The sequence below is a fragment of the Morganella sp. HSTU-ASny43 genome, assembly GCF_022819185.1.
GTDB lineage: Bacteria > Pseudomonadota > Gammaproteobacteria > Enterobacterales > Enterobacteriaceae > Morganella > Morganella morganii.
On the sequence record NZ_WSPG01000004.1, the window covers coordinates 135,033 to 149,873 of the forward strand.

The window sequence follows — 14,841 nt, forward strand, 5'->3', positions numbered from 1 at the left end:
TGTTATGTGATAAATACACCGAAATGCCTCTGGATTTCAGTGCCATCAGAGAAGAGACAAGAGCACAGGTACTCCGTATCGCTGAAGAGAAAAAACACACATCTCCTGCAAAATCTTCCGGCTCAGTAGATATCGACGATATCGTTCACCGTTCATTTGATTTCAGCACGAGGGTGACAACATCCTATCCGGAACAGGATATTACCCATGTCATGGACATCCTGAAGCGAATGTCATGATCAACGCAGTAAAACACGTTTAATACCGGCCCGGTTCAGAGGGGCTATTCAGCCAATATCCCCTCTGAATATCAGGGTTTACTCCGCACACTTATCATCTCCCTGAAACCACAATCACGCTACATTCCGCTAACAGTGATTAACCTAACAATAATGAAATAAATCCATCTTATCCGCAGGTTACTGCTGGGAACTAAGTCAAATAAGTGTTATTCCTCTCCCGTACAATTGGATAATAACAAACTGAAACTACTCCTCTTTACTCATTCGGACAGGTGAAATCTATGAAAGCGTTCAAACAACTTGCCGGCGTGCTGCTCGCAATTGTCGGTGCCTTTGCCCTCGGGTATATCGCACTGAACAGAGGCGAACAGATCAACGCGCTCTGGATAGTCGTTGCCGCCGTCTGTATTTATCTGGTGGCATACCGCTATTACGGACTGTATATCGCTGAAAAAGTGCTGAAAGTCGATGCAACCCGCATGACCCCCGCCTTTAAAAATAATGACGGGCTTGATTATGTACCGACAGACAAAAAAGTGCTGTTCGGCCACCACTTTGCCGCTATCGCCGGTGCAGGCCCGCTGGTCGGCCCGGTACTTGCGGCACAGATGGGTTATCTGCCGGGCATGCTCTGGCTGCTCGCCGGTGTGGTGTTAGCCGGGGCAGTACAGGACTTTATGGTGCTGTTTGTTTCCACCCGCCGCAACGGCCGCTCCCTCGGGGAACTGGTCAAAGAGGAGATGGGGAATGTCGCCGGTGTTATCGCGCTGATCGCCTGTTTTATGATTATGGTGATTATCCTCGCCGTTCTCGCCATGATCGTGGTGAAAGCCCTGACCCACAGCCCGTGGGGAACCTACACCGTTGCCTTTACCATCCCGCTCGCCTTCTTTATGGGGATTTACACACGCTACATCCGCCCGGGACGTGTCGGGGAGGTCTCTGTTATCGGTCTGATTTTCCTGGTGTTCGCCATTATCTCCGGCGGCTGGGTAGCCGAAAGCCCGACCTGGGCACCGTATTTTGATTATGACGGCGTGCAGCTGACCTGGATGCTGGTCGGTTACGGCTTTGTCGCGGCGGTTCTGCCGGTCTGGTTACTGCTGGCACCGCGTGATTATCTGTCTACGTTCCTGAAAATCGGGACAATCGTCGGTCTGGCGATCGGTATCCTGATTATGCGCCCGATGCTGGAAATGCCGGCACTGACTAAATTTGTCGACGGCACCGGCCCGGTCTGGGCGGGGGATCTGTTCCCGTTCCTGTTTATTACTATTGCCTGTGGTGCGGTCTCCGGCTTCCACGCCCTGATTGCTTCCGGCACCACGCCGAAAATGCTGGCTAACGAAAACCAGGCCTGCTTTATCGGTTACGGCGGCATGCTGATGGAATCCTTCGTGGCGATTATGGCACTGGTTGCCGCCTGTGTGATCGACCCGGGTGTGTACTTCGCCATGAACAGCCCGATGGCAATGCTGGCACCGGCCGGTACCACTGATGTGGTCGCGTCTGCCGCCAGTGTGGTCAGCAGCTGGGGCTTCCAGATAACCCCGGAAACCTTAACCAATATCGCCAATGAAGTGGGCGAACAGAGCATTATCTCCCGCGCGGGGGGCGCGCCGACACTCGCCGTCGGTATGGCCTATATTCTGCACGGGGCGCTCGGCGGCCTGATGGATGTCTCCTTCTGGTATCACTTCGCCATCCTGTTTGAAGCCCTGTTTATCCTGACGGCCGTGGATGCCGGTACGCGCTCCGCCCGCTTTATGTTACAGGATTTACTGGGTGTGATTTCCCCGGCATTGAAACGGACCGATTCCCTGCCTGCCAACCTGATCGCCACCGCGCTGTGTGTGCTGGCGTGGGGTTACTTCCTGCATCAGGGCGTGGTGGATCCGCTCGGTGGTATTAACACCCTGTGGCCGCTGTTCGGTATCGCCAACCAGATGCTGGCCGGTATGGCACTGATGCTGTGCGCAGTGGTGCTGTTCAAGATGAAACGCCAGGCTTACGCCTGGGTGGCCCTGGTGCCGATGGCATGGCTGTTAATCTGTACCATGACCGCAGGCTGGGAAAAAGTGTTCAGCGAAGATGCCCGTGTCGGTTTCCTGGCGGTAGCGAATAAATTCCAGGCAATGATTGACAGCGGTAACATCCCGTCGCAGTACAGCGCGTCGCAGCTGTCACAGCTGGTGTTTAACAACCGTCTCGATGCCGGTCTGACACTGTTCTTTATGGTTGTTGTGGTGGTGCTGGCTGTCTTCTCACTGAAGACCGCGCTGAAAGCTCTGAAATCCGACAAACCGACGGACAACGAAACACCGTACGAGCCAATGCCGGAAAATTATCTTGATTTAGTGGCAAACAGCAAATCCGCTCACTAAAATCTGATATACTGGTGAAATAAGGAGCGGCAGGCAACTGCCGCTCCTCCGTACGCAACAGGTTCAGGGTCATAATTATGTTTGATACTCTCGCAAAAGCAGGACGTTATCTCGGTCAGACCGCCAAAATGATGATTGGTGTGCCGGATTACGATAACTATGTACAACACATGAAAAACACCCATCCTGATCAGACACCGATGACCTATGAAGAGTTTTTCCGCGATCGTCAGGATGCCCGTTACGGCAGCAAAGGCGGCCCGAAATGCTGCTGAGCCGCACAACGGCAATCATGTAAAAATACCGCACTGATTGCGGTATTTTTTTATTTCAGCGGCAGTTTTTTTCCTGTAACGCCGTCAGCTGACTCAGGCGGACAGTGGCTTTTGCCCTGGCATCATCTTTGGCAATCCCGTTACCGATACCGAAATCTCCCAGAAATCCCAGCACCGTTTTGCCGTCAAACTGCCCGGTTTTTTCAATTTCCTGCTGAATGCTGCGGGTTTTGGCAATTTCCGTTTTAATATCATGACAGTTCATTAAGGCAGATTCCTCACCGGATACCGCTGCGGCCTGCGGGTATTGTTTGGTGGCACAGGCAGACAGCAGTAAGACAAACGGGATAATAACAGCGATTTTTTTCATGGTATTTTTACTCTCAGAAAGAAAACTCAGACCATAAGAAAAAATGCACCGGCCGGATATCAAATACCGGCCTTAAATCCGCATATCCATAAAAAAACCGCCGGATTTCTGCGGCGGTTCCTGTGATAATCAGAGAAACTGACTCACTCGTCCTCTTCCTCACCTTCAAATAACGTAAATCCGCCCAGCCCTTCCCAACCCGGCAGCGCGTCATAAACCTGCTGTACAGCACGGGTGACTTTCTCATTGACCGGCATATAAAACCCGACCAGATCCGGCTGAATACCCAGGAAAATCACCTCCGGGATATCTTCTTTCAGCTGATCGATAAGAAAGTTGAGCGGCAGATTATGCGTGCTCATGATAAACATGTCAGCGATATCATCCGGGTCAATAATGCGGATCTCTCCGGGATTCAGGCCGATATCCGCCGCATCCACAATCAGCAGACGTTCCGGTTTCAGTGCCCGCACCTGGTGCGCCACATTCTCCGGTGCACTGCCGCCGTTAACGGCAATCCAGCCGTCAACCGGGTTCGCTTCCATCAGATCAGACAGCATCGGTCCCGCCGCATCATCCCCCATCATGCTGTTACCGACCGCCAGCATCACATTTTTTGCAGTGGTTTCACTCATGGGCGGCGCTTCACTATCAGGTAAATTGCCGGTTCACGCTCAATTTCCCCCAGCAGGCGGATAAGCGTGGCACTCCATTCGCGGAAGTCCGGATTTTTATCCTTCGTCAGCGGATCCAGTGCCAGTGCCAGCATGTTGGTATGCGTGGAGTCGATATTGATTTCACCGAAGGTGATAAGCCCCTGCAATTTGCGGCGCGCCTCCCCTTCGGGAAGCGCATTCACCCAGGACTGATAACCGCTGAGCGGGCAGATGAGCTCCGTATTCAGACAATCGATCATGCCAACGTGGTGGCCGATTGCCAGCGAGTAGTACATCACCTGCTGAGCTTCTTCCGGAACATCAGTATCACTGTCGACAAATTTCTGTCTCAGCGACCAGAAGATCACTTTTCCGTCAGTACCTGCATGATCGGGTGTCTGTTCAGGCATGAATGCCTCCTTGTTGTAATACGGTCACCAGACGGTTCACAATTTCGCGCAGACGCGGATCCTGCTCTTCATCCATCCAGGTCTGCATTGTGCCTTTCACCTGCTCCGGTGTGGCATTTTCCAGCAGTGTCAGGAAGCGGTCGCTGATTTCGCGCCCCTGATAATACCCGGCCTGGCGGCGTGCCTCACGCTCAATCATCACGCGGGTTGCCAGCGGAATGGAAGGCAGCAGCAGCTGAACGCGCTCATTGTCTTCCTCGACATGATCCTGACCTTTCAGTTTCTGGTTCAGCAGACCCAGAGCCACCGCAAAACCGTAGATGGTTGCAGCCGGTGTCGGCGGGCAGCCCGGGATCCAGACATCAATCGGCACGATGTGCTCGCTGCCGCCCCAGACACAGTACAGGTCATGGAAGATACCGCCGCCGCAGCCGCAGGCACCGTAAGAGATACAGATTTTCGGATCCGGTGCGGATTCATACGCCCGCAGTGCCGGCATCCGCATAGCGCGGGTCACCGCGCCGGTAAACAGCAGAATATCCGCATGACGCGGCGAGGCCACCACTTTGATCCCGAAACGTTCGGCATCAAAGACCGGGGTAATCGCGGAGAAAATCTCAATCTCACAGCCGTTACAACCACCGCAGTCCACACGGTAAACATACGCTGAACGTTTGATATCTTTCAGCAGCGTGCTTTTCAGTTTCGCCACCTGCTCATCCATCTTCAGCGGTTCGCTGACATGATGGTTCACCGGGATTTCAGGCAAACTCATGATTTTTCTCCCTCAATATGCAGACGGAAGTTCTGACGGTCATTGTTCAGCAGGTTATTTTTCTGCTTACAGGACGGACAGGTTTCATACATCGGCCGCAATGCTTCAATTCCGCTCTCTTCAACACCTGACGCCACCATCAGCGCCATAGCATATTCCACGGATTTTTTCGGTGCGAAGGCTTCCCCGCACTGGCGGCAGTGCTGTAAGCGGAATGTCCCTTTCATATAGAGATCCGCCTTGTTCATCACCGCCGTTTCAAACTCCTCGGTCAGATGGATAGCTCTGGTCGGGCAGACTTCCTCGCAGCGTGCACAATAAATGCAGCGGCCGAGGAATAACTGCCAGCGGCGCTCACCGCTTTCCAGGTCAGTTTCCATCGTCAGGGCGTTTGCCGGACAGGCAGAAATACAGGCACCGCAGGCGATGCACTGTTCCGGCACATATTCCGGCTTACCACGGAACCCGTGCGCCACTTCCAGTGGTTTGAACGGGTATTTGATTGTTGCTGTCCCCGCATTGCGGAGGGTTTTAAACAGTTTGAACATGGTATTCCCTCCGGCTTATTTCAGCGGTGAATGTTTGCGATCGATGCTGTACTGCTCGATCTCTTTGTACGCCACAGTTTTCGCTTTGCGTTTTTTCACATCCACCAGCGTCACACGGTCAGTACAGGAGTAGCAAGGGTCAAGGCTGCCGATAATCAGCGGCGCATCGGAAACGGTATTGCCCTGCAGCATGTAGCGCAGCACCGGCCAGTTAGCGTAAGTGGCCGCGCGGCAGCGCCAGCGGAACAGTTTCTGGTTATCACCCAGCATGCTCCAGTGGATATCTTCCCCGCGCGGTGCTTCGGTGTAACCCAGCGCAAATTTGTGCGGCTGATAGGTAAAGCCTTCGGTCAGAATCGGCCCTTCCGGCATGTTATCCAGCGCGTATTCGATCATGGACAGTGAATCCAGCACTTCTTTGACACGCACCATCACACGGGAGTAAACATCACAGCCGTCCATGGTAAACAGGGTTTTCGGCAGGTTACCGTAATCGGCAAACGGGTGGTCGAAACGCACGTCACGGGCGAAGCCGCTGGCGCGGATCATCGGCCCGACCGGGCTGTAATCACGGGCAACCTGCGGATCCAGACGGCCGACACCGACGGTACGCTGTTCCATGTTCGGCGTGCTCAGCAGCATATCCACCAGCTGAGTGACATCCGCACGCATCTCGCGGACCAGCTGAATGGTTTTCACCCGCTGCTCTTTGAGGAAGTCACGGCGCACACCGCCGATCAGGTTGGTACCGTAAGTTTTACGGGCACCGGTCAGCAGCTCAGCCATGGTCATGGATTTTTCACGCACACGGAAGAATTGCATAAAGCCGGTATCAAAGCCGGTGAAGTGGCTGGCAAGACCGATGTTCAGCAGGTGACTGTGCAGACGCTCCACTTCCAGCAGCACGCTGCGGATAGTGTGCGCACGCTGCGGCACATAAATCCCCAGCGCGTTTTCCACGGATGTGGTGTACGCCACGCTGTGGGTAAAGCCGCAGATGCCGCACACACGGTCAGACAGGAAAGTGACTTCGTTATACCCCATACGGGTTTCCGCCAGTTTTTCCATACCGCGGTGGACGTAGAACATACGGTAGTCCGCATCGACAATCCGCTCCCCGTCAACAAACAGACGGAAGTGACCCGGTTCATCAGACGTGATGTGCAGCGGGCCGATTGGCACAACGCGCGCATCTTTTTTGCTGTCGTTGATAAACTCGTAAGTTTCGGTATCGGTGGTCGGTGCCGGGCGCTGACGGTAATCCATGGTGTCTTTGCGCAGCGGATAGAGATCATCCGGCCAGTCATCCGGCAGCACCAGACGGCGCTCATCCGGCAGACCCACCGGACGCAGCCCGTACATATCGCGGATTTCACGCTCGCCCCACACCGCAGCAGGCACGCGCGGTGTGACAGACGGGAATTCCTGGGTGATCGGGCTGACATACGCCTTCACGGTCACCCAGCATTTTTCACCCTCTTCCATAGAGAGTGCATAGTAAACCGCGAACTGCCCGTTAAGCGGACGCTCATCGTTACCCCACAGCACCGGCAGCCAGCCGCCACAGCCGTAGTACAGAAACTCCACCACTTCCGGCAGCATTTCTGTTTTGATGGTGATGGTCAGCTGGTTGGCAGTCTGCCACTCTTCTTCCAGCACCGCATGGGGAAATTTCTCGCGGACCTGTGCCAGATAGCCCGCGCCTTTACGAACGCCCTGAAGGGTATCTGTGTAATTCTGATAGCTCACGTTTATTTCTCCTGCGATGATGTGGATGTTGTATCAACACCCCACGGCCAGCGGTAGTCCGGGGTGGTTAATTCTGTACCTGGTAATGCACTGTCCGTCAGGACAATAGTGGCGGCATTTTCGAGCAGACGGCTGACCGGCTGCGGAATGTGGGTGCCCATCACCAGCATCAGTACAATGAGGATGGCCATCGGCAATGTCGTCAGGATCCCTGCCTCGCCGCGTGACACGCAGTCAGGCTGTGCGCCGAACAGGGTTTTCGATACCATTCTAACCAACCCGCCGAGGACGATAGTGAGCAGGATCAAAAGCAGCAGCGTCAGCCAGAAATGATCAGCCGCCAGACCCGCAACCACCGTCATAAACTCACTCAGGAACACGTTAAACGGCGGCATACCACCGAGTGCCAGCGCGCCGCCCGCAAAGACAACTGCCGTAAACGGCATGGTGCGCAGCATCCCTTTGACCACCGTGATATCACGGGTGCCGTACTTCAGTAACACGTTACCGGAACCGCAGAACAACAGGGTTTTACCCAGGCTGTGGTTCAGTGTGTGCAGCAGTGCGGCCAGCACACCCAGCGGGCCGCCGATACCCAGCGCCACCGCGATCAGCCCCATGTTTTCCACACTGGAGTACGCCAGCAGGCGTTTCATATCACGCTGGATCAGGATAAAGAATGCCGCCACAGCCACAGAGAGCAGGCCGAAGACCAGCAGCAGTGTTTGTGTGAATTCCCCGCCGATAGCCGAGGTGATAATGATGTAGTAACGGATGATAATCAGCAGTGCGCAGTTCAGCAGAACCGCGGACAGCAGCGCGGAGACCGGGCTCGGCGCCTCACTGTGTGCATCCGGCAGCCAGGCGTGCATCGGGAACAGACCCGTTTTGGTACCGAAACCAATCAGCACAAACACAAAGGCCAGGTGCATCAGGGTCGGATCCAGCAGCGCGGTATGTTTCAGCACTTCGGTCCAGAAGATAGCCAGTTCCGGATCCGGCATCACACTCGCCGCATTCGCATACACGAGGATGGTGCCGAACAGACCGAACGCCACACCCACACTACAGATGATGATGTATTTCCACGCCGCTTCCAGGGAAGAGCGCTGTCCGTAGATACCCACCAGGAACGCAGAACTGAGTGTGGTGGCTTCTACTGCCGCCCACATCAGGATCAGGTTGTTACTGGTGATCACCAGCAGCATGGTGAACAGGAACAGATGGAAGAAACCGTAATAGTTACAGAGTGTTGCCACACTCACTTCACCATCATTCACTTCGTGGTTCATGTAACCGATGGAGTACAGACCGGTCAGGAAACCGACAATCCCGAGGATCGCCAGGAATAACCCGGCCAGGCTGTCCAGGTGGATCCAGCGGTTCGCCATCAGCAGATCACCTTCCGCACTGATGGTGTACACCATCCACAGCGAGAAGACGAGCATCAGGGAGATACCGGTGGTATGCACCAGGGTGACCACACCTTTCGCCCCGCCGCCTGCCAGGCGGCAGGCAAATGCCAGCAGTGAAATCACCAGCGGCGTTGCCATTAATAACGTTAACAACATGATTTGACTCATCTCATCACCCCTTCAGCGCGGTCAGTTGATCCACGTTCAGTGTGTTGAGCGTGCGATAGATTTTACGTGCCAGCACCGCCATGATAATCACAGCGAAAATGGCGTCCGTCGCGATACCGATTTCCACCAGCTCCGGCGCTTTATACGCCAGCAGAGCCAGTGTCAGGTGCGATCCGTTTTCCATCAGGCAATAACCGAATGCCTGTTTCAGGATGTTGCGCTGTGTCACGATGCAGAGTAAGCCCAGCATAAAGTGACCCAGGGAAACCGCCAGTGCCGGTTTCAGATCCGCCACCATCGGCAGTTTCACCGGTTCGACCACAAACCAGCACAGCACCACAATCACCGCCGCAGCCAGCATCAGCCAGGCCGGGCTTATCACGCCGCCGTTGGCGGTCGGATCAGACAGTTTGCGGAAGGCATAGCCCATAATCAGCGGCACCAGCACCACTTTGGTCGCGAAGGCGGTGATCGCCCACATGCCCAGCTGCGGTGCATCCAGTGTCTGTGACAACGTGGCGAAAATCGCCACCAGCACCAGAGACTGAAGTGCATAGAACCAGCAGGAAGCCACCGGGCGCTTCGCCCCGATGACCAGCAGCGAGGTGATCATCATCAGCCCCGCCAGATTGTTCACAATAATGGAACCAGTCATACTTTCTCTCCCTTAACCGAGCCAGATGACGGCGATAACACTTGAACAGAACGACATCACAATCAGCAGGCCGATAACCCACTGCATTGCTGCCGGAACCGGAGTTCCGTTTGCCACGTCTTCGCTCGGCTCGCCCGGCACAACTTTGCCGAACCAGTAGAGCAGCCAGGCAAAGCTGGCAACAGATTCAATCAGCACCAGCACCATGATTGGCGCGAAGATCCAGAACTGTTCAGATAACGCGAAACCGGCCGCGAAAATCGGGAATTTACTGAAGAAGCCGTTAAGCGGCGGCACCCCGGCAATCGCCAGCGCAGCCACACAGAAACCGACACCCAGCAGCGGATAGCGTTTTGACAGACCACGCAGACGCGGCAGCATACGGGTCCCGCAACTGTAGCTGAGCGCACCGGCCACCAGGAAGAACAGACTCTTGGCAAACGCGTGGTTAAAGATGTACGCGATACCGCCGTCAAAGGCTTCTTTGGATCCGAAAATGGACAGAGACAGCGCAAGGAAGATATACGCCAGCTGGGTAATGGTTGACCAGGCCAGCAGTCGTTTCATATCTTTCTGCGGCAGATACATCATAAAACCATACACCAGCGTGATAACGGCCATCACCACGCCGACCCAGCCGATGATTTCCGGCACATGGTCAGAAGACATGATGCTGCGGGCAAAGATGTAAACGCCCACTTTCACCATAGACGCGGCGTGCAGATACGCACTCACCGGTGTCGGCGCTTCCATCGCATCCGGCAGCCAGGCCTGTAACGGCAGCTGGGCTGATTTACCCCATGCCGCAAACAGGATCCCGCCGAAGACGATCAGGCTTTGTGCCTCATTCAGCTGGTTAATCGCGCTCAGGGCAAACGTACCGGTGCTGATAAACAGGGTTGCCGCCGCCATAAACAGGCCGAGGGAACCCACGTGTGTGATCAGCAGCGCTTTCATTGCGGAACGCTGGGCTTTTTCTGTCTGGTAGTAACCAATCAGCGCCCATGAACAGCCACCGGTGATTTCAAAGAACAGTAACTGCCCCAGAATCGTGGATGACAGCACCACGCCCGCCATCGCGCCGATAAAAATCAGCAGGAAGGCATAATAGCGGCGGGTCGGCCCGTGAGCGTGCTCGCGGTTACCTTCAGTCAGGTAGCCGGTGGAGTACAGACAAATCAGGAAGCCGAGGAACACCACCGCAAACGCAATCAGAGTGCTCACGCCGTCAACGGTAAAGCCGAACAGCGCGATATTACCGGCCTGAACCAGTTCCAGTGTGGTGGCGGTCTTACCGCCGTCGAGATACAGCCAGCCCAGTGCCGCCGTACCGAGAGAGGCCAGCAGCGCGACTAAGGTACTCAGCCACGGGGCCATGCGCGTCGGCAGGACACTGACCAGCAACGCCCCGGCAAACGGAATCAGCAGGGTCGCCAGTGCAATATTTTCTAACATGCTTTATCGCTCCTTACAGACCGGTGAGATAGAACACGAATCCGAGCGCAGCCACGCCGAATCCTAACCAGGTCACATGATGCGTCAGCAGAAAACGACCACGGGCCAGACTGTTTTCGACCAGCGATGCCAGAACGAAAATCACCAGCAGTTTTACCAGCATCAGTCCCAGCGCCAGCAGCAGACTGCCTGCGGTCAGAACGGATGCACTGCCGAACGGGAAGAAAATCGAGAGAAACAGGACTGCCACAACCACCTGTTTCAGACCGATCCCCCATTTCACCAGCGCCAGACCGGAACCGGAGTACTCGGTCAGCGGCCCTTCCTGCAGTTCCTGCTCGGCTTCCGCGACGTCGAACGGGATTTTGCCCATTTCGATAAAGGTCGCGAAACCGCAGGCCAGCATGGCCAGGAAAGTGGCGGTCGGTGATACCCAGCCCTGACTCATTACGGCACTGATGCTGCCGATATTGGTCGAACCGGCGATCAGCGCAACCACCAGCAGTCCGAGGAACAGAATCGGCTCCACCAGCACGCCGAGGGTCAGCTCACGGCTGGCACCGATACCGGCGAACGGGCTGCCGGTATCCAGACCGGACAGGGAGAAGAAAAAGCGGAACAGCGCGAAAATATATAAAATGATGATGAGGTCGCCTGCCCCGCTGAACAGTGACGTTGTGGTAACAACCGGCAGCGCCATCGCCAGCAGCAGCATGCTGCTGAGCAGCACATACGGCATCACCCGGAAAATAAACCCGGAATCACGCGGTGCCACGGACTGGCGTTTCAGCAGTTTGGTAATGTCACGGTAATCCTGCATAATGCCCGGCCCCTGACGGGAGTGCATTTTTGCGCGGATCTGACGGGAGATGCCGGTAAACAGCGGCGTCAGCAGCAGCAGGAAAATCGCCTGAACCACTGCGAAGAGCCCCGTCATCAATGTAGGTGTATCCTGAATCGACATGGTTTCTCTCCTTACGCCGCAATCACAACAAGCAGAACGACCAGCGCGGCCACGACATACAGACAGTAAAGTCTGAAATCCCCGCCCTGAAGGCACTGAATGCGTTTGGCGAAACGGTTAATCCCGCGCACCAGCGGATAAATAATGCGTTCATCCCAGAATGGCTCGACTTTTCCGGCCCCGGCTTTGGTCACGTCTAAGGCGTGAGCCAGACGGGCTGACGGATCAAGCTGTTTGCGCATGCGGTACAGCGGCGCAAACATTGAGCGCAGCGGCTGGGTAAAGCCACCGGCAGATACGGACATATCGCGTTCCCAGGCATAACCACACGCCCAGGCGTCGCCTTTGCGGCGGAAGTTCATCTGTTTGCCTTTGAAGACCAGATAGATGATGAACGGGATCAGCGGCAGTGCCAGCAGTAACAGGAATGTCATAGCCGGTGAAATCATGGCCTGAGCAGCGGAATCCGGTACCAGCATCGCGCCCTGTGCCACTGTCACATCCGTGCCTGCGGTCAGGGTCATCGCTACTTTCGCCAGAACCGGTGCAATCACACTCGCACCGACACCCAGCAGCACACACACCACGGCCAGAATCAGCATTGCGGCAGTCATTGTCCACGGCACTTCGCGGGCATGAGTGGCGGCTTCACTGCGCGGACCGCCGCAGAAGCTGACACCGTACACTTTCACGAAACACATCGCCGCCAGTGCACCGGTAATCGCCAGCATCACAATTGCAATCGGACCACTGATTTTCATGATGAATGTGCCGTCATGGCTCATTGAGAACAGTGACTGATAGGTGTACCACTCACTGACAAAGCCGTTGAGCGGCGGTAACGCGGAAATCGCCATACAACCGATTAAGAACGCGGTTGCAGTCAGCGGCATCAGTTTGGCGAGGCCGCCCATTTTTTCCATATCACGGGTGTGGATACGGTAAATCACCGCACCGGCACCGAGGAACAGAAGACCTTTAAACACCGCATGGTTGAGCAGGTGATAAATCGCGCCGAGCAGGCCAATCGTCGCCAGCACCGGCATATCATTCGCCATGCCGACCATTGCCACACCGACACCCATCAGGATAATCCCGATGTTTTCCACGGTGTGCCACGCCAGCAGACGTTTGATATCGTGCTCCGCCAGCGCATACATAACGCCGAGAACGGAAGAGACCGCGCCGAAGCCCAGTACCACGATACCCCACCAGCCCTGGGTTGCACCCAGCAGGTCGATACCGACTTTAATGATCCCGAAGATACCGATTTTCACCATCACACCGGACATCAGTGCGGAGGCGTGAGACGGTGCAGCCGGGTGAGCCTGCGGCAGCCAGCTGTGCAGCGGTAACATACCCGCTTTGGCACCGAAGCCGAAGAAACCCAGCAGGAAGACCACAGAGGCCATCGCCGGAGACAGTGAGAGCTGACGGAAGGAATCGAAATCCAGACTGCCGCTTTCGCGCCACATCAGGAAGAAAGCGATCATAATCAGCACAGAACCGGCGTGGGCAATAAAGAAGTAGAGCAGACCGGCGCGGATGGATTTGTCATCCTGATCCGCGATCACCAGGAACCAGGAGGCCAGCGACATCATTTCAAACAGAATGATGAACCAGAAGGCGTTGTCCATCACCACCAGGGCAACCATAGAGGCGATAAACAGGTTCAGGAAGAAACCCATGCTCCACGCGCCGCGTCCCAGATATTCCTGCACATAGTTCAGGGAATACAGAGCGCTGACTGTCACCAGCAGCGAAATCACCATCACCATAAAGGCGGCGAGGCTGTCGAGGCGGACGACAAAATGGGCGAACGGGAAAGGTCCCTGAGCGAAGAACGTCAGTGTTTCGCCGCTCATCAGCACCGGAACGGCGCTGAATAAACCGAGGATCCCGCCGGCAATCGCCGTGATCCCGGCAACATACACTGCCATTTTTTCCTGCTGTTTAAACAGCAGCGAAATAAAACCGCCGGCGGTATACAGGGCAACGGACCATAAGAGTAATTCAAGAGATGTCATTTTCTGCTCTCCTGTCCTGAGACGAAAATGTCGAACTCCGGCGGCATCGCATCGACAGACGCGGTACGACGTTTCGCACTTTCGTTTTCCAGCTGATTCTCTTCAACGAGATGGAGGGCATCGGTCGGGCACACTTTCACACACGCCGGTCCTTCTTCACTGAAATCACACAAATCGCATTTCACCGCGATATTACGGATACCGGCATTCCATGCCAGGAACGGGTTCATGGTCGGCAGACTGTCCGGCACATCCAGCAGCATCTCTTTCGGCACATACTGCTCAAAGAAATCCGGCATATCGACAGGTTTACTGCCTGACGGGGTGATAGCCCCGAACGGACAGACCAGACCGCACAGTTTACAGCCGATACACAGGCTTTCATTCAGCACGATCATGTCATTTTCGTGTGTAATGGCATTCACCGGACACACACGGGCACACGGAGCATCATCACACTGACGACAAAGCATCGGCGCGGTCAGTTCCCCGATTTTCACCACATTCAATCTCGGATGTGTTTGTAATCCCTGCTGTTTATGCGTCTCAGAACAGGCCGCCATACAGGTATTACATCCGATACAAAGATGCGGGTCGGCAATAACAAAGCGATTCATTCGCCCCACCCTCCAGAAAAATCAGACGAGTCATATAGTTTGATACCCTTGCTAAGCATTTTTCATGCCATGTGTAAAAATGGATATTTATCAGTATATTGTCGTAATTTTCAGGGGCGGATAACTGTCGG

Annotated in this window: 14 protein-coding genes; 2 read left to right on the plus strand and 12 right to left on the minus strand. The window is 55.1% G+C overall.

Annotated elements, in window-relative coordinates:
• Window positions 1-523: 523 nt before the first annotated feature.
• Complete coding sequence (gene cstA, locus GN208_RS03650) at window positions 524-2,626, plus strand: pyruvate/proton symporter CstA (RefSeq protein ID WP_004235012.1); 2,103 nt, start codon at window positions 524-526, stop codon at window positions 2,624-2,626.
• A 77-nt stretch (window positions 2,627-2,703) separates the two neighbouring features.
• The gene (locus GN208_RS03655; RefSeq protein WP_004235011.1) at window positions 2,704-2,901 is read left to right on the plus strand and encodes a YbdD/YjiX family protein; all 198 of its coding nucleotides are present in this window, start codon (window positions 2,704-2,706) and stop codon (window positions 2,899-2,901) included.
• Window positions 2,902-2,956: 55 nt separating this feature from the next.
• On the opposite strand, the gene GN208_RS03660 is transcribed toward GN208_RS03655, so the two are convergent.
• The 12 genes from GN208_RS03660 to GN208_RS03715 form a co-directional block, all read right to left on the minus strand.
• Entirely contained in the window at window positions 2,957-3,271 is a 315-nt protein-coding gene (locus GN208_RS03660; protein WP_004235010.1) for a hypothetical protein, read from the minus strand.
• Between the two features lie 143 nt (window positions 3,272-3,414).
• On the minus strand, window positions 3,415-3,906 hold the full coding sequence (gene hycI / locus GN208_RS03665) for a hydrogenase maturation peptidase HycI (protein WP_004235008.1): 492 nt from the start codon (window positions 3,904-3,906) through the stop codon (window positions 3,415-3,417).
• A complete protein-coding gene (locus GN208_RS03670) occupies window positions 3,903-4,337 on the minus strand; it encodes a formate hydrogenlyase maturation HycH family protein (RefSeq protein ID WP_004235007.1) in 435 nt (144 codons plus the stop codon). The genes hycI and GN208_RS03670 overlap by 4 nt, the downstream gene beginning before the upstream one ends.
• Window positions 4,330-5,112: an NADH-quinone oxidoreductase subunit B family protein gene (locus GN208_RS03675; RefSeq protein ID WP_015422993.1), complete on the minus strand. Its 783-nt coding sequence runs from the start codon at window positions 5,110-5,112 to the stop codon at window positions 4,330-4,332. Before GN208_RS03675 ends, GN208_RS03670 begins: the two co-directional genes overlap by 8 nt.
• A complete protein-coding gene (gene hyfH / locus GN208_RS03680; RefSeq protein WP_004235005.1) occupies window positions 5,109-5,660 on the minus strand; it encodes a hydrogenase 4 subunit H in 552 nt (183 codons plus the stop codon). Before hyfH ends, GN208_RS03675 begins: the two co-directional genes overlap by 4 nt.
• Window positions 5,661-5,675: 15 nt before the next feature.
• Window positions 5,676-7,409: a hydrogenase large subunit gene (locus GN208_RS03685; RefSeq protein ID WP_015422994.1), complete on the minus strand. Its 1,734-nt coding sequence runs from the start codon at window positions 7,407-7,409 to the stop codon at window positions 5,676-5,678.
• Between the two features lie 2 nt (window positions 7,410-7,411).
• Window positions 7,412-8,992 carry a hydrogenase 4 subunit F gene (locus GN208_RS03690; RefSeq protein WP_004240593.1) on the minus strand — a complete coding sequence of 527 codons (1,581 nt, stop codon included), beginning with the start codon at window positions 8,990-8,992 and terminating at the stop codon, window positions 7,412-7,414.
• A gap of 4 nt (window positions 8,993-8,996) precedes the next feature.
• On the minus strand, window positions 8,997-9,647 hold the full coding sequence (gene hyfE / locus GN208_RS03695) for a hydrogenase 4 membrane subunit (protein WP_004235001.1): 651 nt from the start codon (window positions 9,645-9,647) through the stop codon (window positions 8,997-8,999).
• A 12-nt stretch (window positions 9,648-9,659) separates the two neighbouring features.
• Window positions 9,660-11,102, minus strand: coding sequence for a hydrogenase 4 subunit D (locus GN208_RS03700; protein WP_004235000.1), 1,443 nt, complete (start codon window positions 11,100-11,102; stop codon window positions 9,660-9,662).
• Window positions 11,103-11,115: 13 nt separating this feature from the next.
• Window positions 11,116-12,066, minus strand: a complete 951-nt coding sequence (locus GN208_RS03705; RefSeq protein ID WP_004234998.1) for a respiratory chain complex I subunit 1 family protein — start codon at window positions 12,064-12,066, stop codon at window positions 11,116-11,118.
• Window positions 12,067-12,077: 11 nt separating this feature from the next.
• On the minus strand, window positions 12,078-14,093 hold the full coding sequence (gene hyfB, locus GN208_RS03710) for a hydrogenase 4 subunit B (RefSeq protein WP_004234996.1): 2,016 nt from the start codon (window positions 14,091-14,093) through the stop codon (window positions 12,078-12,080).
• Window positions 14,090-14,710: a 4Fe-4S dicluster domain-containing protein gene (locus tag GN208_RS03715; protein ID WP_004234994.1), complete on the minus strand. Its 621-nt coding sequence runs from the start codon at window positions 14,708-14,710 to the stop codon at window positions 14,090-14,092. The genes hyfB and GN208_RS03715 overlap by 4 nt, the downstream gene beginning before the upstream one ends.
• Window positions 14,711-14,841: the final 131 nt, after the last annotated feature.